The organism is Ruegeria sp. AF1, assembly GCF_056542125.1.
Genome location: NZ_JBQFZG010000002.1, coordinates 440,735 through 461,594, shown reverse-complemented (window position 1 = coordinate 461,594; position 20,860 = coordinate 440,735). Strand labels below are relative to the sequence as shown.

Annotated in this window: 23 protein-coding genes and 1 tRNA gene; 11 read left to right on the top strand and 13 right to left on the bottom strand. The window is 57.6% G+C overall.

Annotated features, from left to right (window positions below):
• Positions 1 to 602: 602 nt before the first annotated feature.
• Positions 603 to 692 (bottom strand) — tRNA-Ser (locus ACR0BK_RS06815).
• Between the two features lie 202 nt (positions 693 to 894).
• Here ACR0BK_RS06815 and ACR0BK_RS06810 point away from each other — a divergent pair.
• The 8 genes from ACR0BK_RS06810 (at position 895) to ACR0BK_RS06775 (ending at position 8,435) form a co-directional block, all read left to right on the top strand.
• The gene (locus tag ACR0BK_RS06810; RefSeq protein WP_480554136.1) at positions 895 to 2,160 is read left to right on the top strand and encodes an SPOR domain-containing protein; all 1,266 of its coding nucleotides are present in this window, start codon (positions 895 to 897) and stop codon (positions 2,158 to 2,160) included.
• Positions 2,161 to 2,176: 16 nt separating this feature from the next.
• Entirely contained in the window at positions 2,177 to 3,343 is a 1,167-nt protein-coding gene (locus tag ACR0BK_RS06805) for a D-alanyl-D-alanine carboxypeptidase family protein (RefSeq protein WP_480476144.1), read from the top strand.
• Positions 3,340 to 3,966 (top strand): dTMP kinase, encoded by a 627-nt coding sequence (gene tmk / locus ACR0BK_RS06800; protein ID WP_480554135.1) that lies wholly within the window; start codon positions 3,340 to 3,342, stop codon positions 3,964 to 3,966. The genes ACR0BK_RS06805 and tmk overlap by 4 nt, the downstream gene beginning before the upstream one ends.
• Positions 3,967 to 3,969: 3 nt before the next feature.
• Complete coding sequence (locus ACR0BK_RS06795; RefSeq protein ID WP_480554134.1) at positions 3,970 to 5,091, top strand: DNA polymerase III subunit delta'; 1,122 nt, start codon at positions 3,970 to 3,972, stop codon at positions 5,089 to 5,091.
• Positions 5,088 to 5,894 (top strand): TatD family hydrolase, encoded by an 807-nt coding sequence (locus ACR0BK_RS06790; RefSeq protein WP_480554133.1) that lies wholly within the window; start codon positions 5,088 to 5,090, stop codon positions 5,892 to 5,894. The genes ACR0BK_RS06795 and ACR0BK_RS06790 overlap by 4 nt, the downstream gene beginning before the upstream one ends.
• Complete coding sequence (locus ACR0BK_RS06785; protein WP_480554132.1) at positions 5,891 to 6,709, top strand: MBL fold metallo-hydrolase; 819 nt, start codon at positions 5,891 to 5,893, stop codon at positions 6,707 to 6,709. Before ACR0BK_RS06790 ends, ACR0BK_RS06785 begins: the two co-directional genes overlap by 4 nt.
• 33 nt (positions 6,710 to 6,742) lie before the next feature.
• Positions 6,743 to 7,675 (top strand): AEC family transporter, encoded by a 933-nt coding sequence (locus ACR0BK_RS06780; RefSeq protein WP_480554131.1) that lies wholly within the window; start codon positions 6,743 to 6,745, stop codon positions 7,673 to 7,675.
• A 61-nt stretch (positions 7,676 to 7,736) separates the two neighbouring features.
• Positions 7,737 to 8,435, top strand: a complete 699-nt coding sequence (locus ACR0BK_RS06775; RefSeq protein WP_480554130.1) for a CbiX/SirB N-terminal domain-containing protein — start codon at positions 7,737 to 7,739, stop codon at positions 8,433 to 8,435.
• A 39-nt stretch (positions 8,436 to 8,474) separates the two neighbouring features.
• Here the strand turns inward: ACR0BK_RS06775 and ACR0BK_RS06770 are convergent, their stop codons facing one another.
• The 5 genes from ACR0BK_RS06770 to ACR0BK_RS06750 all read right to left on the bottom strand — a co-directional run bounded on the left by ACR0BK_RS06770 (position 8,475) and on the right by ACR0BK_RS06750 (position 12,849).
• Positions 8,475 to 9,467 carry a diguanylate cyclase domain-containing protein gene (locus ACR0BK_RS06770; protein ID WP_480554128.1) on the bottom strand — a complete coding sequence of 331 codons (993 nt, stop codon included), beginning with the start codon at positions 9,465 to 9,467 and terminating at the stop codon, positions 8,475 to 8,477.
• Positions 9,464 to 10,051: a heme NO-binding domain-containing protein gene (locus ACR0BK_RS06765; protein ID WP_480476128.1), complete on the bottom strand. Its 588-nt coding sequence runs from the start codon at positions 10,049 to 10,051 to the stop codon at positions 9,464 to 9,466. Before ACR0BK_RS06765 ends, ACR0BK_RS06770 begins: the two co-directional genes overlap by 4 nt.
• 118 nt (positions 10,052 to 10,169) lie before the next feature.
• Positions 10,170 to 11,729, bottom strand: a complete 1,560-nt coding sequence (locus ACR0BK_RS06760) for a trimethylamine methyltransferase family protein (RefSeq protein WP_480476126.1) — start codon at positions 11,727 to 11,729, stop codon at positions 10,170 to 10,172.
• A 118-nt stretch (positions 11,730 to 11,847) separates the two neighbouring features.
• Positions 11,848 to 12,540: an HAD family hydrolase gene (locus ACR0BK_RS06755; RefSeq protein WP_480516416.1), complete on the bottom strand. Its 693-nt coding sequence runs from the start codon at positions 12,538 to 12,540 to the stop codon at positions 11,848 to 11,850.
• A 24-nt stretch (positions 12,541 to 12,564) separates the two neighbouring features.
• A complete protein-coding gene (locus ACR0BK_RS06750; RefSeq protein WP_480476122.1) occupies positions 12,565 to 12,849 on the bottom strand; it encodes a DUF3572 domain-containing protein in 285 nt (94 codons plus the stop codon).
• Between the two features lie 88 nt (positions 12,850 to 12,937).
• Here ACR0BK_RS06750 and ACR0BK_RS06745 point away from each other — a divergent pair, with 88 nt between their 5' ends.
• Positions 12,938 to 14,338, top strand: coding sequence for a diguanylate cyclase domain-containing protein (locus ACR0BK_RS06745; protein ID WP_480476120.1), 1,401 nt, complete (start codon positions 12,938 to 12,940; stop codon positions 14,336 to 14,338).
• 5 nt (positions 14,339 to 14,343) lie between these two features.
• Here ACR0BK_RS06745 and ACR0BK_RS06740 read toward each other — a convergent pair whose 3' ends face one another.
• From ACR0BK_RS06740 to ACR0BK_RS06725, 4 genes are read right to left on the bottom strand one after another with little or no spacing between them, the layout of a single operon-like run.
• Entirely contained in the window at positions 14,344 to 14,817 is a 474-nt protein-coding gene (locus ACR0BK_RS06740) for a periplasmic heavy metal sensor (protein ID WP_480476118.1), read from the bottom strand.
• A complete protein-coding gene (locus ACR0BK_RS06735) occupies positions 14,814 to 15,167 on the bottom strand; it encodes a hypothetical protein (protein ID WP_480476116.1) in 354 nt (117 codons plus the stop codon). The genes ACR0BK_RS06740 and ACR0BK_RS06735 overlap by 4 nt, the downstream gene beginning before the upstream one ends.
• Entirely contained in the window at positions 15,157 to 15,774 is a 618-nt protein-coding gene (locus tag ACR0BK_RS06730) for an RNA polymerase sigma factor (protein WP_480516414.1), read from the bottom strand. Before ACR0BK_RS06730 ends, ACR0BK_RS06735 begins: the two co-directional genes overlap by 11 nt.
• Before the next feature lie 6 nt (positions 15,775 to 15,780).
• On the bottom strand, positions 15,781 to 16,251 hold the full coding sequence (locus tag ACR0BK_RS06725; RefSeq protein WP_480516412.1) for an EF-hand domain-containing protein: 471 nt from the start codon (positions 16,249 to 16,251) through the stop codon (positions 15,781 to 15,783).
• A gap of 219 nt (positions 16,252 to 16,470) precedes the next feature.
• Between ACR0BK_RS06725 and ACR0BK_RS06720 the strand changes: the two genes are divergently transcribed.
• Positions 16,471 to 16,869 (top strand): DUF983 domain-containing protein, encoded by a 399-nt coding sequence (locus ACR0BK_RS06720; RefSeq protein WP_480516410.1) that lies wholly within the window; start codon positions 16,471 to 16,473, stop codon positions 16,867 to 16,869.
• 25 nt (positions 16,870 to 16,894) lie between these two features.
• On the top strand, positions 16,895 to 17,596 hold the full coding sequence (locus ACR0BK_RS06715; protein ID WP_480554127.1) for an NUDIX hydrolase: 702 nt from the start codon (positions 16,895 to 16,897) through the stop codon (positions 17,594 to 17,596).
• A 10-nt stretch (positions 17,597 to 17,606) separates the two neighbouring features.
• On the opposite strand, the gene ACR0BK_RS06710 is transcribed toward ACR0BK_RS06715, so the two are convergent.
• Genes ACR0BK_RS06710 through ACR0BK_RS06700 form a run of 3 tightly spaced genes read right to left on the bottom strand, consistent with a single transcriptional unit; the run spans position 17,607 to position 20,811 of the window.
• Positions 17,607 to 19,274 (bottom strand): ribonuclease J, encoded by a 1,668-nt coding sequence (locus ACR0BK_RS06710; RefSeq protein WP_480554126.1) that lies wholly within the window; start codon positions 19,272 to 19,274, stop codon positions 17,607 to 17,609.
• Entirely contained in the window at positions 19,271 to 20,050 is a 780-nt protein-coding gene (locus tag ACR0BK_RS06705) for a type III pantothenate kinase (RefSeq protein ID WP_480476108.1), read from the bottom strand. Before ACR0BK_RS06705 ends, ACR0BK_RS06710 begins: the two co-directional genes overlap by 4 nt.
• An 11-nt stretch (positions 20,051 to 20,061) precedes the next feature.
• Complete coding sequence (locus ACR0BK_RS06700; RefSeq protein ID WP_480476106.1) at positions 20,062 to 20,811, bottom strand: biotin--[acetyl-CoA-carboxylase] ligase; 750 nt, start codon at positions 20,809 to 20,811, stop codon at positions 20,062 to 20,064.
• Positions 20,812 to 20,860 lie beyond the last annotated feature (49 nt).

Here is a 20,860-nt window from a genome sequence, read left to right as displayed (position 1 = left end):
GAATGCTGCCCAGATCGACGAACCGGTCAATCGAGCGCAAAAGGTGGTCTTGCGGGACATGATCCTCCAGCGAGAACTCGTAAAACAGCGACGCTTGCGCTTCCTGTCTCGATCCCATCATGGCTGATCCCTCCCTTTAGGAAGAATTGAATCAGCAACTTACCAACCGATCAAGCCCGAGTTTTTCAACAAAATAGTCCGAACAGGAACGCCAGTTCGGCTTTTGATAGCTTCAGATCCTGCGTCCCTGATACAGGGTTCGCCCTCCCTGATCCGCCGGAACAATTCCCTGTTCCCGCGAGAAAATTCCCTGTTCCGCTTTTTAGGGAATTTGCAACATAAACCTCTGAAAAACATGCAGTTCTGACAGGAGAAATGACCGAACTCAGACCCGTTTCACGAAAATTCCCTGTAAATTGCCGGGTATCAGGGAAATCCAGCCCAAAGCGACCCCGCCAAAATGCGGCACTGAGACTGCGGCCGGAATTGCGCTCTGAATGTACAGTCTGCTCCGTCTCTGATTGAAAGCGCACGCGCCAACTCGCGGAAATTGCGGCACAATTCCGGGTCAGAAAACACAACTGAAGTGAGACGGGTATGGGTGGCGGGGAGACAGGGATTCGAACCCTGGGGACGCTCTCACGCCCAACGGTTTTCAAGACCGCCGCATTCGACCACTCTGCCACCTCCCCGTCGAAGGCAGGGTCTAAGCGCAAGTTCTGCCAGAGGCAAGTCGAAATCGGGATTTCTTGCCGAAGCCCGCGCAGCGGTCTTTCCATGACTCTTCAGCCGCGTTATGATCCCCGAAATAGACCGAAACAGGCTGGCAAGCAGAACCAGCAGACCGGCAGCGGGGTTCCGAGAACGAGACCCCTTCAGGCAAGGGATAAGCAGATGAAGCGAGCGATCATGACACGCCCGGGACCAAAACGGTTGGCGTATCTGGCGTTGACTTTGACAGTTCTGAGCGGGTGTGAGGACATTCTTCAAGAGGCTGAAAAACCTGAAGAAAACTCAAACAAAACCGAACTCCTTCCCGAGGCGGCCTCGGGCTCGCAGCGTGACGTCGAAGCCCCTGATGTTTTTCAGGTCACCGAAGCGGGGCTTTGGGATGGCAGACCCTCGCTGGGTGGGATCTGGGTTGCCTACCCGGATGTTTCACAGCCCGAGCGTGTCGTGATTACGAACACCGCAAACAACAAGTCCGTAACAGGGGCCCTGTTCCGACGTGAACGCAACCTGCCCGGCCCGGCACTTCAGGTGTCATCTGCGGCTGCGGAACAGCTCGGAATGCTGGCGGGCGCGCCGACAAAGGTCAGTGTTGTCGCTCTGCGCCGTGAAGTTGCAAAGGAATCACCACCAGAGGACGCGCCCAAACCGGAAGACGAAGCGGCGGATACGGCTGCGGTGTCGGACGCCGCAGCCACCGACGATCCATCCGCGGCAGATAGCGAAAAAACTGCCAAGCCGAAATGGTGGCAAAAGGAGGCGCCAGCGGCAGCAGCCGGTGCAGCAGTGGTTGCGGCGGAAGCGGCAAGTTCTGCCAACGAAGCGACCGAAGGTACGGATACGACCACCGACGCGGCATCAGCCACTGAGGATCCGACAGAGCCCGCTGAAGAAAAACCCGCCAAGCGGAAGTGGTGGCAGAAACAAGAGCCAGCAGCGGCGGCTGCGGGAGCCACCGTGGCTGCGGCGGATGTCGCAACAGACAGTGTGGATGTGGCCGCAGAAGTTGCACCGGCGTTGTCCGATGCGCCTGTCGAAGCCCCTGCTGAAAAACCCGCGAAACGGAAGTGGTGGCAAAAGAAAGACCCCACTGAAATCACCGAAACGCCGCTGGACCCCATCGAAGGCGCGGCAGCCGCGATTGACGCGACCGAAGCGATTCCGGCCGCGGCAGCAGCAACAGGCGCTGCGTCTCCGCTGAGCAAACCATTCGTGCAGATCGGGACATTCAGCGTCGAAGCAAATGCCAATGCCGCTGCTGAGAAAGTGCGCCGGAATGGCATGTCGACTGTTGTGCGGGAACTGAAAACCGAAAACAAAACAGTATGGCGGGTCCTGGTTGGCCCTGCCACAACCCGGGCCGAACGCAAAGCCATTCAAAAAGATGTAAAGGATCTTGGTTTCAAAGATGCGTTCACCGTGTCCGACTGATACAGGGAGGCATAACATGCTATCCTCATTGCGAGTTTCTGTTCTGGCCTTTGGGCTTGCCGTGCTGGCAATCCCGGCTCAGGCTTTTGATACATCCGCCCGCGCGGCATATGTGATCGATCAGACCACCGGTACGGTGCTTTTGGCAAAAGACGCTGATCAACCCTTGCCGCCTGCATCCATGTCCAAGCTCATGACGCTGTATGTTGCTTTCGAAGCGCTGCGTGACGGAAGACTGACGCTGGACGAAACCCTGCCCGTGTCCGAACACGCGATGAGCTATGGCGGCTCGACCATGTTTCTGAACACGCAGGACCGGGTTCGGGTCGAGGACCTGCTGCGCGGCATCATCGTTCTGTCAGGCAATGACGCTTGCGTGGTGCTCGCCGAGGCGCTGAGCCCCGACGGGACAGAGGCAGGGTTTTCCCGATATATGACCCAACGCGCCAAGCAGATCGGTATGAACAACTCGAATTTCGCGAACTCGAACGGTTGGCCTGCCGCCGGACATATGATGTCGGTTCACGATCTGGCGGTTCTGGCCGACAGGCTGATTACCGACTTCCCCGAATATTACCCCCTGTTTTCAGAAGAGGAATTCGAATTCGATGGCCGTGCGCCATCGAATGCCCGTAACCGCAATCCGTTGCTGAAACTGAGCATCGGCGCGGATGGCCTGAAAACCGGCCACACGCAGGAGGCCGGATACGGCCTCGTCGGCTCCGCCAAACAGGGCGACCGCCGTGTCATCTTCGTCCTCAGCGGGCTGGACAGCACCGGCCAACGGGCAGAGGAGGCTGAGGCCGTGGTTAACTGGTCGTTTCGAAATTTTGTCGAGAGGACAGTTGCCAACGCGGAAACGCCGATAGCTGAAGCCAAGCTGTGGATGGGCGAGAAAAAGACCGTAGGTCTTGTACCTGACGGCGATCTGACGGTTCTGTTTCCAGTTCTGGGCACACAGAACGTCAAGGCCGAAGTGGTCTATCAGGGTCCCATCAATGCGCCGGTCAAAAAAGGCCAGCAACTGGCCGAGCTTGTCATCAAGCCTGAAGGATTGCCGGAAATAAGACGTCCGCTGGTGGCAGCGGAAGACGTTGCAATTGGTGGATTTGTCGTTCGTATGCTGACCGTTGGTGGCATTGTTCTGAAAGACGTGATCAATAACCCGCTGGAGTCGATGTGACCAGGGCTGGGTTATTTCTGACTTTCGAAGGCATTGACGGATCAGGCAAGTCAACTCAGGCGCGGATGCTGGCAGATCAACTGCGCGCGCAAGGTCATGAGGTCGTTTTGACGCGTGAACCGGGCGGCTCGCCTGGCGCGGAAGAAATTCGTAGTCTGGTGTTGGAAGGTGATCCCGACCGCTGGTCGGCAGAAACGGAAATTCTGCTGTTCACGGCCGCCCGCCGTGACCATCTGGAACGTACGATCGAACCCGCGCTGGCCAAAGGGCAAGTCGTGATCTGCGACCGCTTTGCCGACAGCACACGTATGTATCAGGGCCTATCACGGGGAGATCTGCGCGGCCTTGTTGATCAGCTGCACAGCCTGATGATCAAGCGCGAGCCTGACTTGACGCTGCTGATCGACATGGACCCCGATACCGGCCTGTCCCGCGCCAAAGGGCGGCAAGGCGCGGAAGAACGGTTCGAAGATTTCGGCCCGGACCTGCAAAAGAAAATGCGGGCGGGCTTTCTGGCGCTGGCCCGTGAGTTTTCCGACCGTTTCCGCGTTGTGGACGGCAACCGGGACATGGACAGCGTTGCACAGGATGTGACAGAAATCGTCCAGGCTGCATTGCGATAGACGATGAATGACGAAATCCCCTCTCCGGATCAGGTGCCTGGTGCGCCGCATCCCCGCGAGACCGCCCAGCTTTTTGGTCAGGATGCGGCAGAACAGGCGTTTCTGACCGCCTTCAACTCGGACCGGCTGCATCACGGCTGGTTGCTGACCGGGCCGCGTGGCGTCGGCAAGGCGACGTTGTCTTGGCGGATTGCGCGGTTCTTGCTGGCAACACCTTTGGCAAACGACGGTGGGCTGTTTGGCGCGCCGCCACCGCCAGGGACTCTCGACATTGATCCCAACCACCCGGTGTCACGTCGCATACTGGCCGGGGCCGAGCCGGGATTGGCCGCGATAGCTAGGTCACTGAATGATCAGGGGCGGCTGCGCAACGAAATCGTTGTGGACGACATCCGAAAACTGGGAAAGTTCTTTGGCCTGTCCTCTGCCGATGGCGGGCGCCGGGTCGTAATCGTGGATTCCGCGGATGAGATGAATGTCAGCGCCGCTAACGCGTTGCTGAAAATGCTGGAAGAACCTCCGGCGCGTACAGTCCTTTTGCTGGTGTCGCACCAACCCTCACGCTTGCTGCCAACCATCCGCTCTCGTTGCCGTACCCTACGTCTGGGGCCCCTGAGCGCTGGGGATATGCAAGACGCGCTGTCGCAAACCGGGACGACCTTACCGGCGCACCCCGAATATCTCGCCGCATTGGCCGCTGGCTCGGTCGGGGACGCGGTTCGCCTGATCAATCTGGGCGGACTTGAAATCTATGCCGAACTGATTGCCATTCTGGGCACCCTGCCCCGTCTGGACCGGCAGCGCGCACTGGCCCTGGCCGAGGCTGCAGCACAACGCGGCGCGGCCGAGCGCTTTGATCTGCTGCTGACACTGATCGATGTCGCCTTGTCTCGGCTGGCCCTGACCGGGGCAACCGGCGCACCACCGTCCCCCGAAGCCGCCCCGAACGAAGCTGAAACGCTGGCCAGATTGTCGAATTCTACGGATCAGGCTCGTCGATGGGCCGAAGTCGCCGCGACAATCACAGCCCGCGCGCGACATGGTCAGGCGGTGAACCTTGACCCTGCCGCTCTGGTCCTAGATACGGTGTTCAAGATACAGGAAACCGCCGGCCAGGTCAGATGAGCGACACCCCCCAGATCACCGACAGTCATTGCCATCTGGACTTCCCGGATTTTGACGGTCAGTTGAGCGACATCATTTCGCGCGCAGCCGAGGCTGGCGTGACCCGGATGGTGACGATTTGCACCAAGCTGCGCAATGAACCCGCGGTCCGTGCGATTGCCGAAGCCCATGCGCCGGTATTCTACGCCGCAGGGACCCACCCGATGAGTGCCGCAGACGAGCCTATGGTCTCGGTCGATGAATTGGTCGCATTGGCACAGCACCCGAAATTTGTGGGCATCGGCGAATCCGGTCTGGATTACCACTATACAGCCGATAGCGCAGAGCTTCAGAAGCAGTCGCTGCGCATTCATATCGAAGCCGCCCAGCGCACAGGGTTGCCTTTGATCGTTCATGCCCGCGCCGCAGACGACGATATGGCCCAAATTCTGGCCGAAGAGTATCGCAACGCGCCCTATTCCTGCGTGATGCACTGTTTCTCGTCCTCGGCCGAGTTGGCCAAGGCCGCGCTGGATCTGGGGTTTTATCTGTCCATGTCCGGCATTGCGGCCTTTCCCAAAAGCCAGGAGTTGCGCGACATTTTCGCAAGCGCGCCAGTGGATCGCATTCTGGTGGAAACTGACGCGCCCTATCTGGCACCGCCCCCTTATCGTGGCAAGCGAAACGAACCGGCCTATACCGCACATACAGCCCGAAAAGGGGCCGAGCTGTTCGGGCTGGAGTATCCGGCTTTTGCCGCCCAAACTCAGGCGAACTTTGACCGGCTGTTCAGCAAGGCGGCAACGTACAGGGCCGCTGCATGACCGAATTGAGATTTACCATTCTGGGCTGCGGATCGTCAGGCGGCGTACCCCGGCTGGGTGGTCACTGGGGTGATTGCGACCCTGCAAACCCCAGGAACATTCGCCGACGCTGTTCCCTGCTTGTCGAGCGTGACGGTCCAGGCGGCACAACCTCCGTGTTGATTGATACGACCCCGGACATGCGCAGCCAGTTGCTGGACACGGGCACCGGGCGGCTTGATGGTGTGGTCTATACACATTCTCACGCGGATCATGTCCATGGAATCGACGACCTGCGCATGATCGTGTTCAACATGAAAACCCGTGTTCCGGTCTGGGCTGATGGTGATACTCAGAACGCCCTGCTGGGGCGGTTTGGATACGCCTTCATTCAACCCGAAGGGTCACCCTATCCTCCGATCCTCGACCTCAAGTCCATCGAAGGGCCGTTCGAAATCAACGGACCCGGCGGTTCCATTCCGTTTCGTCCATTCAAGGTGAACCACGGCTCGATTGATTCTCTGGGCTTTCGTATGGGGCAGCTCGCCTATTTGCCGGATGTTGCCGAAATTTACGACGACGCATGGCCTGAAATGGAAGGGTTGGAGTATCTCATTATCGACGCCCTGCGCCGAAGCCCTCATCCCACACATGCACATCTGGAAAAAACGCTGGAATGGATTGGGAAGCTGCAACCAAAACAGGCGATACTGACCAATATGCATATCGATCTGGACTATGCGACCGTCGATGCAGAAACTCCGGACAATATCACCCCCGCCTATGACGGGATGGTGATACATCACGCGTTTCAGGCCCCTGTTCCCTTTGCATAAGATATCGCAGCTTGGCAGCTGCATGGGGGCCAAATGCTGCAAAGCCTGATTGACGTCATTCTTCCTGTCTTTCTTGTGATCGGTGCCGGTTACACGGCAACACGAACAGGTTATTTCAAAGAAGACCATGTCGACGGGCTGATGAGATTTACGCAAGGGTTCGCGATCCCATGCCTGTTGTTTCTGGCCATCGCGCATCTGGACCTCAGCGCCAGTTTCGATCCCCGGCTTTTGGCCAGCTTCTATTCCGCCGCTGCCTTGTGTTTCACCACGGGTCTTTTTGGTGCGCGCATCATTTTCAACCGCGAATGGGAAGACTGCGTGGCAATCGGGTTTTGTTGCCTGTTCTCAAACTCGGTTCTGCTTGGATTGCCGATTACCGAACGCGCTTATGGTCCTGAGAACCTGACAGGCAACTATGCGATTATCGCCTTCCATTCCCCGTTTTGTTACGGCGTTGGGATCACGGTGATGGAGGTTGTCCGCAATCGCGGAAACGGTGGCGCGCGCATGGCACGTTCTGTTCTGTCTGCAATGTTCAAGAACGCGCTGATCCTTGGTATTGCACTGGGGTTCGTGGTCAATCTGTCCGGTTTGACCATCCCGGCTGTGGTGGACGAAGCCCTTGGTCTTATCACTCGGGCCGCCCTGCCCGGCGCCCTGTTTGCACTGGGCGGGGTACTGGTCAAATACAAACCCGAAGGCGATCTGCGAACTATCGCCTTTGTTTGCGCAATCTCGCTGATGCTACATCCCAGCCTAGTGTGGATATTCGGCAAGTCCACGGGGCTGCCGCAGGACCTTTTCCGCTCGGGGGTGTTGAACGCAGCCATGGCGCCCGGGTTTAACGCCTATATCTTTGCCAATATGTATGGCCGCGCCAAGCGGGTCGCAGCTTCTTCTGTTCTCATTGGGACAGCCACATCCATCCTGACTGTCTGGCTTTGGCTAACGGTTCTGGGCTAACAGTAGTGTTGACTTCAGTTCGCACAGAGGCACGTAACGCATATCGTGTCAGGAGATCCAAATGCCACATGCCATCATCGTCGCACATGGCCAGCCGTCCGATCCAGAACCGGCTGAGGCTGCTTTGGCTGCATTCGCGGCTACGGTCGGCGCCCTGACCGAGCATGTAACGGTGCATGCTGCAACTCTGGCCGCGCCCGGCGCGTTCGAGGCTAAACTGAACAGCCTGCCGGAAAACACGGTCATCTATCCGCTTTTCATGGCAAACGGATGGTTTGTCACCAGCGCACTACCCAAGCGATTAGGGGATCACAAAGCGCGCATACTAGATCCATTGGGTGTTGATCCAGAGCTACCGGAATTGACCGCGCACGCCCTGCAATCCGAGTTGTCCGAAAGGAATTGGGCAACTGCGTCGACCGATCTGGTCATTGCGGCCCATGGGTCGGGGCGTAGCCGAAACCCGTCGGTCGTGGCTCTGAATTTCGCATCGCAGCTTCAAGAAATGCTGGCTTTCAAATCTGTCCGCGTTGGGTTTGTTGAAGAACCGCCATCCATTTCCGAAGCCGCGACTGGCATGGGGGCTCAGGCGCTGTGCCTTCCGTTCTTTGCCTGCACCGGGGGGCACGCAGTGGACGACGTGCCCGCCGGATTGAGCCAAGCAGGGTTCAAAGGCGTTCTGCTGCCAGTGGTAGGGGAACTTCCACCCATCCGGCACCAGATTGCCAAGCAGTTAACAAAGGCCGTTCAGCTCGCTTGAAAATTCGCCTGAAATCTCCGACCCGGAAACAGGAAAAACTCAGGTTTGCGCTTTGATCAGAGTGGAATACAGGCGGTGGCAGGACCGGCCATCTTGCTTGGCCTGATAAAGGGCGACGTCGGCGGCGTGAAGGATGTCGGCGGCTTTGGGAACCTTGAACTGGGTGGACAAGGCCGTTCCGATACTTGCAGAGATACAGCACGGTTGGTCCTGAAACATCATGGGTTCATTCAACCTCGCGATCAGGCGTCCGGCGATGGACTCCAGGGTTTCTTCCCGCGTCAGACCTTTGAAAATAATGACAAACTCATCCCCGCCAATCCGGGCAACCGTATCGTCTCCACGCGTCTCTTCAAGCATGATGCGGGCCGCCTGTTGCAGAACGTAATCCCCGGCGGCATGGCCCAGCCGATCATTCACGGATTTGAAGAAGTCTAAATCCAGATGCATAAGGGCAAATGTAGAATTTGTCAGGATCAGATGCCCCAGCAAATGATCCATCGCGCGACGGTTCTTCAATCCCGTCAATGTATCGGTATATGCCTGCTCTTCCGCGGCTAGCATTGCCCCCTGAAGCCTGAGATTAAGTGAACGGGACGCTTCCATCGCGGCAGATTTGGCTTCGACCAGATACAACAGCTCGATCGCCAGGTCGGTGCCGGAAAAATCTGCGCTCGTCAGGGCGTAATCCCGAACCGCATCCAAAATCGAAATACCGAATGACAGATTGATGACTGCATCGCCCGTCTCGGGCAAGGGTGCGACCAGGCCTTTCAGGGTCGTACGTGGTTCATCGCGAAATCTCAGATGCAGTTTGGCACCGGCCATCGACATCAATGCGGGAAGGGTGGTGACTGTTCTGGGGCGGATCAGCTCGAACACGTCCAGAACCCCCAGCCCGACCAAAGGCAATTCGGGCCGCAACTTTTGCAATGTCGGGCCCGCTTGTTGAATGCATCCGCTGCGGTCCACCAACATGAACATCGGGCAAAGCGTTTCCAGAAGTTCGGCCAGTTCTTCGGTAGGTGTCATCTGTTCCGAGCCCCCAGATCAAAATGGCGCCCCTCGGCAAAGGCGCTTTCGACCAAAATGATTGAAATGATTTCACAACACTCCTGACGACCCTCATGCGACAGCATCACCAGCGCACCATAATCATCGGCCATCGCTCGTAGGACCCCGACCATAACACTGGAAAATCCCGGTAAGTCCGGAAGGCAGCACAACTGGTATTCCGTGGCTGAAAGCTCTCTCAACTCAAGCGCAGGCAAAGTCAGATCAGAGACAGCCAGTCTCACACGATCCGCAAGATCATCTAGGGAATGAAGAAACTCGACATAGGTGACACCCCCAAACCTGAGCAGTCGGCGCAGCCCTTCCATGTTCGGATGGGACACCAGATATGTTCCCAGATCTTCAAGGATTTCCGCCTGTGGTCGGTTGAGGTCAATACTCAGGGCCTCAAGCAACCGGGTCGTCATGTCATCGTCATAGATGAGCATGGCTTCAAACTCGACAAACCCAAGCCGCGCACCTTCGGTCACGCGAACCCAGCAGGATTGCCCGTAGGTCGCGCCGACAAAGGATTGTATCGCCCGGTTGATCAGACCATGCATCGGATGCCTCAGATTGGTGTCCTTGGCACTGTGGTCTGATAAACCTTAACAAATAGCCAAAATTCGCCCCGAGTTGCTGTGAATGCAACTGAGTATCAAGACGACTCTACCCACCTTGTCAGAAGTCCGTCGGCGCGCCGCCTTCGGCCTTGCGGCGTTCGACGAACTCGGCCAGTTCCTCGCGAATACCATCGTCCATCGGAGGGGCCTCAAAGCTCGAGATGATCTCTTTGAACATGTGATGCGCACGCTCAGCCGTCCAGATGCCTCCGGCGGCCTCCCAGCCTTCATAGTTCTTCCAGTCACTCAGGAAGGGCTGGTAGAAGGCCGTGCTGTAGCGATCCTGTGTATGCTGGATTCCAAAAAAGTGACCGTCATTGCCAACCGCTCGAATGGCATCCAAAGCAATCTCATCCGGCCCGGTCGCGGTCAGATCAGGGTTCATATAGCGCTGAATTTGCTGCAAAACCTCGCAATCCATAATGAACTTTTCCGGGCTGGCGATCAGGCCGCCCTCCAGCCAACCGGCGGCGTGGTACACCATGTTGGTGCCCGACTGTACGGCCGCCCAGAGCGAGTTTGAGGTTTCCCACACGGATTGCCCGTCTGGCACATTGGCCGCACAAACACCGGATGAACGCAGCGGCAGCCCATAATATCGCGCCATCTGCCCGGTCATCTGTGTCGAGCGCATGTATTCCGGCGTCCCGAAAGCGGGCGCGCCTGATTTCATGTCCACATTGGATGTGAAAGTTCCGATTACACATGGGATACCAGGGCGCACATATTGGAACAGAGCGATGGCGCACAAGGCTTCGGCTAGGGACTGTGCAACCGCACCTGCCATCGTTACTGGTGCCATTGCCCCCGCCAGCGTAAAGGGGGTTACGACAATCGCCTGCCCGCGCCGCGCCAATCTCAGGCAACCATCTATCATCGGATGGTCATGCTTCAACGGCGAGGTCGAGTTGATGTTGGTGTACATCCGTGGCGAGGCCTCGAATTCCTCGTGGCTGAGACCGCCCGCGATGCGCACCATCTCCATCACATCTTCAACACGTTCCTTACCCAACGAATAAGCGTGCATCGCCTTGTCGGTCAGGGTCAGCTTGTCATACAGAACATCCAGATGCCGGACACTGGCATGAATATCGACGGGTTCTACAGGATATCCGCCAGCGAAGTGAATACAGTTGAAGTACTGCGTCAGTTTCAGAAGATTCTGGCACATCTCGCGATTGCCCGGCACTTTCTTTCCGATTTCCATGTCCCAGTAATTGGGCGGAGATGAAACGTTGCCAAACAGGATATTCTTTCCACCTATCTCGATCCTGTGGTCAACATTTCGGGGGGTAATGGAAAACTGGCTGGGCGCCTTGGCGATCATCTCCATGACAAAATCGCGCCCCATGCGGACGTTGTCACCATTGATCGTGCACCCCGCTTCGCGCAGGATGCCGATTGCCTCTTCGTTGTAGAATTCGATCCCGATCTCTTCCAGAATACGCATGGCCCCTTCATGGATCGCTTCGATCCCGGCCTGATCCAGCGGTTCAGTCGGGCGATCTATATTGATGGGTGGGTCCCACGGCATCTGGTCAATCACCGCGCTACCCCTGCGCGCTGCCGCACCTGCGCGTCCTCCGCCGCGGCGTTTGCGTGTGTTGGTTTCGGCCATGGTTGCCTCCGTTCTGGCTTGGTACAAGCAAGACCCGAAGACGCGTTTCAGGCCGCTCCATCTGCGACAGAGCTTGTCGGTTTTCTATAATTGTTCGTCGATTTTCCGGATCAACACATCATTTTTCGGCCAGCCACGCTGGAATGTGACCGATATCCGGAAGGACCACATCCGCCATCGGTGCCAGCGCATCTGCTTCAGCCAATCCGGTCAAAACGCCAATGGTGATCATCCCGGCTGCGCGCCCCGCTTGCAGGTCATGAACACTGTCCCCCACCATTGCAATGCGCGACGGCTCGACCCCGACCTGTGCGGCAAAGGCCAGCAACTGACCTGGCCCGGGTTTGAACCCATGACCACTGTCATACCCGGCGACAAAATCGAAGTGTTCGCGTATTCCCGCAGATTCCAGATGCTGCAAAGCCGGATGCTCGCTGTCATTTGTCGCAAGGCCCAGTTTGATCCCGGATTGCTGCAACCCTTTCAGGAATGGACCCAACGGCACGGCAGGGGATTGAGGAGCCGCTGCGGCCTCGGCATTCATCATGTCTACAACTTCCTGCAATGTCACATCGTCAACATGCGCAATAAGCACCTCGGCGATTTCTTCGACTGTTGCGGCTATCACAATGCTATCCGTGGAATACCGCTCTTGCTCGAAGTCAAATCCGATGATGCTGCCGAGTTCCACAGCCCGGTCTACATCCCCCTTTGTCAGACGCATCAGCAACGACCGCCCGAAGGTTCCCCAGGTTTTGGCAAAATCGAACAAAGTGCCATCCTTGTCGAAGACGATTGCTTCTATTGGCATCGCGTGCTCCTGCGGAAAAGGTGTTCAGGTCCAGTGTACATCGCCACCGCCTGACAGAACCGCCCGCGCTTGGGCAGGGTGATCATAGGCGATCGAGTTGGCGTCACAAAACGCCATGACCCACGAATCGTCAAGCACTAGAAAATCGAGAACCGAAGCCAGAAAGTCCCGGTCACCGGCCCGATTGCGAACATCCCCGATCGAAGCACCTGTCGAGCCAAGAAAGACAGGCAAAAGCTCGTCATTGCTGACCAGCCAACCCAAGGCCGTCAGAGCAAGAGTCTCGGCTGAATCGGGCGAAATGGACATAAACAGTGCTCGGATCAGGTGATGGAAAGAGTTTGTTAACCAGACTCATAAACAATTTGTTCACGCATGCAATCAACGGTGAACGACTATGTCTGTGCAAGGCACCATCCTTGTCCTCGACGGGGTATCAACCAACCGCATAATGCTGAAGGTTCAACTGACCGCTGCCTGGTATCACGTGGTACAGGGTGGAAAACTTGAAGGGCTACAAGCCCTTGCGCGTCGCGTTCAGCCGGACCTTGTACTGACGGCACAGACATTGCCCGACGGAACAGCCGCAGATGTCAAGAAAGCCCTTACCGAAGTATCTGGCCTGGATGACGTGCCCGTTGTCGTACTTGCAGCACAGAATGACAAAAACGCGCGCCTGCGTGCCCTGAAAGACGGGCTGGACGATGTGTTGACGCATCCTTTCAAAGATACGTTGCTGCTGGCACGCATTCGCAGCCTTTTGCGTGCGCGCGCAGTTACTCAAGATTTGCAGGTCAGCAACGGATCACAACCTATTGGATTTGGGGAACCCGCCCCTGTCATGATCACCCCCCCGAACGCGGCCCGGGTTGATATCTTGACCAATACTGTCCGAACCGGTGCCCTTTGGCACAAGGCCTTGCAAGGCCAGCACCATTTCGATCTGTCCTGGCACCTTCAATCGAACTTGCAGGGCGTTTTGTCCGGACCGATACCGGACGCGATTGTGGTCGAACTGAGCTCGCACCCGTCCGCGCTGAATATCCTTGCAGATCTCAGGTCACGGGCAGCAACCCGGAACACTGTCCTGATTGGCGTCTTGCAAGACTACGATGCCGTGCAGGCCTCAGAAGCGCTGGACAGAGGAGCAGACGCCGTGTGCCTGGGGGGATTCTGCGCGCAAGAGATCCTGTTGCGGCTGAACAATCAGATTGCGCGCAAGGCGCGGCTTGATCATTTGCGCGTATCATTGAGAAAAGGGATCGCCGAGTCCTGGATTGATCCGCTGACCGGGTTGCACAATCGTCGTTACGCCATGCGGGCATTGGATCAGATCGTGCGCCAGTCTGCCCGTACCGGGTGTGGCTTTGCCGTCATGCTGGCGGATCTGGACCATTTCAAGGCCATCAATGACTGCCATGGCCACGGCGCCGGTGATTGTGTTCTGACGCTGGCCGCAAAACGCATGCAAAGCGCACTTGGATCCAAAGGTTTTGTCGCCCGTATCGGCGGTGAAGAGTTCATGTTCGCGGTGCCCGATGTGTCACAAAAGCAAGCCAGAAAACTGGCTGAGACCATCTGCGACAGCATTTGTCGCGCCCCGTTCCTGCTATCGGACCAAGGTTTACAGGTTAACGTCACGATCAGCATTGGGCTGGAGATGCCGCAATCGGGTCAGCCGGGAAAAGAACGCACGCCCGTTCCTGTAGAAGATATCCTGAAAGCCGCCGATAAAGCCCTTTACGCAGCAAAAAAAGCGGGGCGCAATCAGGTGAGTATCAGGCAAAGCGCCGCCTGAACCCGTCAATCCTTTTTCTTGTGTCCATGCGGCCCGCGTTCGACGATCTTTTGCAACCTGTCCGCATAAGACTGCCGCTCTGCGTCGCTCATGGCGGTGACGCGAGCCAGCCATCGTGTCTGCAAGGCTAGTTGCAGTTCTGCCGTTGCCTGCGACTGTTTCTGCAACAACACTTCAACGGCGACTGGTTCGAAGGGCACTGTGCGCAGTGCCAGGCTCAAGGCTTCAAAGTCCTGTCTGCGCCCCCTTAGGTCTTTTTCGCGTAGCGCAGACAGTTCCCCTCGCATCGCTTTTCGATCATCTTTCGGCAAAGAGCGATATAGCGCCGGGCCGAATCCCGGCGGTGCCTCGGTGTGATCTCCATCCTTCAGGCGCAGCACGGTTCCGACTGCAACACCGACAACCAACAGGTTCAGAGCCAATGACAAGACCAACAAAACCGTCATCCACCGGCGTTTCGGTTTAAGGGCAGCGTTCATTCGGTGCTCTCCAGAAAACTCGTGTCATATCCAAGGTCCGCCACAAAAAATGCCGCCTCTTGCGATGTCAGCAGATTGGCGGGATCGGGCAGGAACCCCGGCGCGGAAAAGCCGATCCAGAGCCCCGCCGCACTGGCGGCGATCAAGCCGCCCACCCCCTGCCAGCCACCAACGTTGTCCATCATTCGATGCCAGATCGAAGATTGAGGTCGAGGTTCAGGCCCTAGGCGACTAAGACGGAGTTTTTCAGCATCTGTCTGGATGCGCACGGCCAGATCATCGGGCAGCGCCGGTCGGTTCTGCCGAGCCTGCGCAAACAAATGATCCAGTTCCAGGTTTTCATCCGTCATCGTCATACCCCAGTTCTTCACGTCGCCCGGCCAGTATCGCGGTCAGACTTCGTTTGCCCCGCGCGGTCAAGCTTTCAACCGCTTCCACTGAAATTCCCATGATCCCGGCAATTTCAGTGTTGGGCAACTCTTCGATGTGGCGCAGAACCACAGCCTGCTTCTGCCTTTCTGGCAGCTCCGCCAGGGCAAGCTGCAACGCGTCCACGCGGGCTTCATCCTGCAGTCGGTCGGCCACGCTGGCTTTGCCATCTTCCGGCTCAGGAATATCCGACAACCTGCCGGGGGCCTTCCTGCGCCGGATGTCCACACACAGGTTCAGCGTTACGCGATACAGCCATGTCGAAACTTTGGCCTGACCCGGCACCCAATCCGGCGCCATCTGCCACAACCGCATCATCGCCTCCTGCGTTACGTCTTCTGCCTCGGCCCGATTGCCCAACATACGCAACGCAACGGAATAACAAAGCGGCCCAAGGCGATCGGTTAAAACCCGCGCAGCCTGTGCGTCACCATCAGCGAATTGGCTCAGCAACACATCGTCGCTGAGAGAGCTCGCGGTGCAATCCGCACCGCGAACATCGTGTAGGTGGGAGGTCAGGTCCTCCACCCTGCTTCAGTTGTCGATTGCACCTGACTTATGGTTCTTTTTCTTATGGTGCCGTCCCATCCGGTCTTTGGCATCGGCAAATTCCTGTTCCGATATTCCACCACTGTTATCTGCATCCATCCGGTCAAACATCTTGTCACCCCGGCGCGGTTTCGGCAACTCGTCCTGGCTTAGGAACCCGTCATTGTTCGCATCGTTGTTTTCGAACATTTTGGCGACCCGGTCGTTTGCTTTTTTCTGCGCAGCAGCCTGCATCTCCTCTAGGCTGAGCTGGCCGTCCCCATCGGTATCCGCGGCTGAGAAACGCTCGGTGTAATGTGCTTCCATCTCCTGCTGCGTCACTTGACCATCGCCATTGGCATCCAATTCCTGAAAGGACACTGGCTCACGACCACCCGGACCAGCCGCCAGAACGGACGTGCCGGTGATTGCAACACCCGACAGGACAATCGCCGTGATGAACTTTGCATTTTTCATTTCGGTTTTCCCTTGTTGACGCGGCCTGAGTGCCGCTGCTCATAACCATTCAAACGCGCGAGGCAGGGAATTCCGTCGCGGTGCCAGCAACTTTTTTTGAACCAGCGCGGTATTTCACGACGTGGTTCACCTGAGGTGCGTTGCAAAGCGACGCACCCCCCTTTAAAAACCACCCGTTCAGGCGCATTATCCGCCAAAGATTACTGCGCGAGTTATATTATGACGGATCAGACGATCGACACCACAACCCAGAACGAGCGAGAAACCTGGCCTGCATTGGTCAAAGGGTTTCGGTGCAAGTGCCCAAATTGCGGTGAAGGCAAGCTGTTGCACAGCTACCTGAAGGTGAATGACACCTGCTCGAACTGTGGGCAGGAACTGTTTCACCATCGCGCCGATGATGGCCCAGCTTATCTGACGATCCTGCTGGTCGGGCACCTGTTGGCCCCGGCCCTGCACGTCTCGTATGTGAACTGGCGCCCGGACCCATGGGTGATGGCCATCGGGTTTTCCATTGCTTGCGTTGCACTGTCGCTGTTTTTGCTCCCCCGTCTGAAAGGCGCTGTGGTCGCTTATCAGTGGGCGCGTCGTATGCACGGTTTTGGCAACGATTCATGAGCCGGAAGAAGCGATTGTTTTCCGCATGACGACCGACAAGACCGCCATCCGCGATGCCGCAACCGTCATCGTGCTGCGAAACAGGTGGACCAATCCGTCGATCCTGATGGGTCAACGTGGGTCCAAGGCCGTGTTCATGCCCAACAAATTCGTGTTCCCCGGTGGAGCTGTCGATCCGGCGGATGCAGATGTACCGCTTGCGACCGCACTGCCTGACCTGTGTTTTGAGCGGTTGGCGGAACAGGCGGAATCCGGAAAACAACACGCCCTTGCCGCCGCAGCAATTCGCGAGCTTTGGGAAGAGACTGGACTTGTCCTTGGCCAGACAGGACACTGGCCGGGCAGCGTTCCTGACGACTGGCAAAGCTTTTTCGCCATGGGTTACGTGCCGTCGGCAGCTGCGCTGCAATTTGTTTTTCGCGCAGTCACACCGCCCGGCCGCCCCCGCCGCTTCGATGCGCGGTTTTTTCTGGTCGATGCCGATGCGCTGCAGGGCGATCTGGATGATTTCAGCCATGCCTCGGACGAGCTGTCGCATCTGCAATGGGTGGAACTGGATCGGGCGCGTGAACTGGATCTGCCGTTTATCACTGAGGTTGTTCTGGCCGAGGTCGCAGCCCGGGTGACCTCACCCGAGCCGCCAGTATCGGTTCCGTTCTATCAGAACAACGAAGAAGCCAATCTGTTCCTGCGGCTCAGAGGCTATCCGATGCCCGAGCACGACTGACCAATCAGTTTCACCGCATCCGGCTGACAACCACCGTCACTTCGGGTTTTTTGCCGATTTCCACTTTTGCCGTCTGACGCACGATCCGGCGCATTTCGTCTTCCAGCTTGTCGTCATCTCGTAGGGTCTTGGCCGCCGCCCGCATTAGGAACTGGTTCAGGTCTTCTTCCAACACTTCGACCAATCCGGCGCGGGACGTTCCGACCTCGGGCAGGCCCATCGTGTCGCACCACGGTTCGCCCAGCGGCTCGTCTTCTTCATCCAGAACAACCGTCACAGTAACATGGCCGTTCAGAGCCATGCGAATACGGTCCCGTACCACGCCGTCCAACGCACCGATTTTCACCGTACCGTCCAGATAGGTACGCCCGGATTCGACATAGTCGACCACCACGGGTGCATTGCCGCTGAGGTCCAGCATGGTGCCGTTCACGGCCAGCACACCCGTTCTGCCGCCCTGCTCAGCCAGTTTGACATGCTCGCGCAGGTGCCGGTGCTCTCCATGCATTGGGATCACAATTTGCGGATCGATCAGCGCGTGCACCTTCTCAAGATCAGGTCGGTTCGCATGGCCAGAGACGTGATAGAGGCCCGAGCTGTCATCCACCACATCCACGCCCTTTTCACTGAGCTGGTTCATGATGAAAATCACGCCACGTTCGTTTCCCGGAATGGTTTTCGACGAAAACAAGAACAGGTCGCCTTCGGACAGTTCCAGACCACGGTACTTGCCACGGGCCAGTTGCGCGCTTGCCGCACGGCGTTCGCCCTGGCTGCCAGTCACGATCAGCATCAGGTTCTGGCGCGGCAGATCCAACGCTTCTTCCGCGCTGATCACCTTGGGGAAGTCCGACAGGATACCGGTTTCGGTCGCAGCTTCGATCATCCGCCGCATTGCGCGCCCTAGCAACACAACCGAACGCCCCGCGCGCGCGCCCGCCTCGGCTAGTGTTTTGACCCGTGCCACGTTCGACGCGAAGGTGGTTGCCACAACCATACCCTCGGCGTTTTCGACTAGCTTTGTAATCTCTGGCCCGACCTCGGATTCCGAACGGCCCGGATGCGCCGAGAAAACATTCGTGCTGTCGCAAACCAACGCTTTGACGCCCGGCTTGGCAATCTCGGCCCACAGGTCGGGATCAAAGGCTTCGCCCACGACTGGGTTTGCATCTAGCTTGAAATCACCCGAGTGCACCACGCGCCCTGCGGGCGTGTCGATGACCAAAGCAGCACTTTCCGGGATCGAATGTGAAACCGGAAGGAAGCCCACCGTAAACGGTCCGACTGAGATCGTTTCGGGCCAAGAGGACACGGTTGTCACCGCATCGGTCGGGTGCGCGTATTCTTCCATCTTGCGACGCGCGATATTGGCCGTGAAAGCCCGGGCATAAATCGGAGCTCCCAGTGCCTCATAGCAATGAGCCACGGCGCCGACATGGTCTTCATGCGCATGGGTGATGAAAACGCCATCCAGCCGGTCGGCCCGTTCTTTCAACCAAGAAATATCCGCATAGATCAGGTCGACGCCCGGTGTTGTGTCCATATCGGGAAAGGTGACACCCAGATCCACCAGGATCAGGCGTTCCTGCCCGGGCTGGCCATATCCGTACACGTAGGCATTCATACCAATTTCGCCCGCGCCACCCAGCGGCAGGTAGATCAATCTTTCACTGCTCATATCGAGCCATTATCCTTGTTATAGCGATGAATCACGGTCAAGCCGTGCATCGTCAAATCATCTTCGATTACGTCGAACCCCACGTCGGCCTGATCGAACAAGGGGGCCAACCCTCCGGTTCCCACGACTTTCATCGGCATTCCATATTCGGCCTTGATCCGCGCGATCAGCCCCTCGATCAGGCCGGAATACCCCCAATACACGCCTGACTGGATACAACCAACCGTATTCGTACCGATCACCTTCTCGGGACGCGTGATGTCGATATGCGGCAGTGCGGCTGCGCCCTGATGCAAAGCCTCAAGGCTGAGATTCACACCCGGAGCGATGACGCCCCCAACATAGGCACCGTCCGCGGCGACAACGTCGAAATTTGTTGCGGTACCAAAGTCCACCACAACGACATTGCCGCCATGACGGTCAAATGCACCAACTGCATTGGCCAGTCGATCCGGGCCCGGCACAGTCCCCTGATCCACGCGCGGCGGCACGGGCAACAGGCAATCCGGCCTACCTACCACCAGCGGCCTGCACCCAAAAAAGCGATCGGCAAAGATGCGCAGGTTGAACACCACGCGCGGCACGGTCGACGCAATGATGACATCCGAGATATTCGCCTCGATCCCGTAATGTTTCACCAGCGTCGAATACCAAGTGAAATAGGCGTCCGCCGTGCGTGCATGATGGGTCGAGGTGCGCAGGGTGCACAGAAATTCCTGACCGTTCCAGATCGAGAAGACTGTATTGGTATTGCCGCAATCAATGGCCAGAAGCATTTGCGCCCCTTTCAGAAATAGACATCCGCCGCAGGAATGCTCACGCGGCCTTTGGCGGTGTTTAAGACAAGGTTACCGCCTGCGTCTACCGTTTCGAAGGTCCCAACCGTCTCAGACGTGCCGGTACGGGCCGTAATAACCTCGCCCAGCCGGGCAGCACGGGACAGCCACGCGGTGCGAATGGGTTCGAACCCGTAGGTAACAAACTGAGTTTCATATTTGGCATAGGCTGAAGCAAGCTCGGTCAGAAAATCCTCGGGCGTGACGTTTGCACCGGTTTCCGACAAAAGAGAGACAGGTCGGACCGCGCCCGGTTCCACCGCGTCGGCGTCTGGGGCGTTGGCCAGATTCACACCAATACCGATGGACAGATACGCCACACCACGCCCCTGCCCGGCGCTTTCCAGCAAAATACCAGCAAGCTTGCCACCGTTCAGTAGTACATCATTGGGCCATTTCAACGACAGCCCCGCCGCACGCCCCGTCACAGAGACACAAGCGTCAAACAGAGCCAGTGCCGCAACAAAACTGCGCAGAGCCGCCTGTTCTGGAGCACCTTCAGGGCGCATCAAAAGGGTCGCGGCAAGGTTGCCCATAGGGTTGGCCCATGACCGTCCGCGTCGCCCACGCGCAGCCGTCTGATGATGCGCCATGATCCACACAGGACCACGGGCATTGGGGGCAATCCGCGCTGCTTCGTTGAGTGTGCTATCAACTTCCTGCACCTCGTGCAGGCCATAGCCTTGTGGCCACTTGGTCATATCAAAAAGGCCCGGTCACGCGACCGAGCCCCCTCTTTCAGATTGTGCA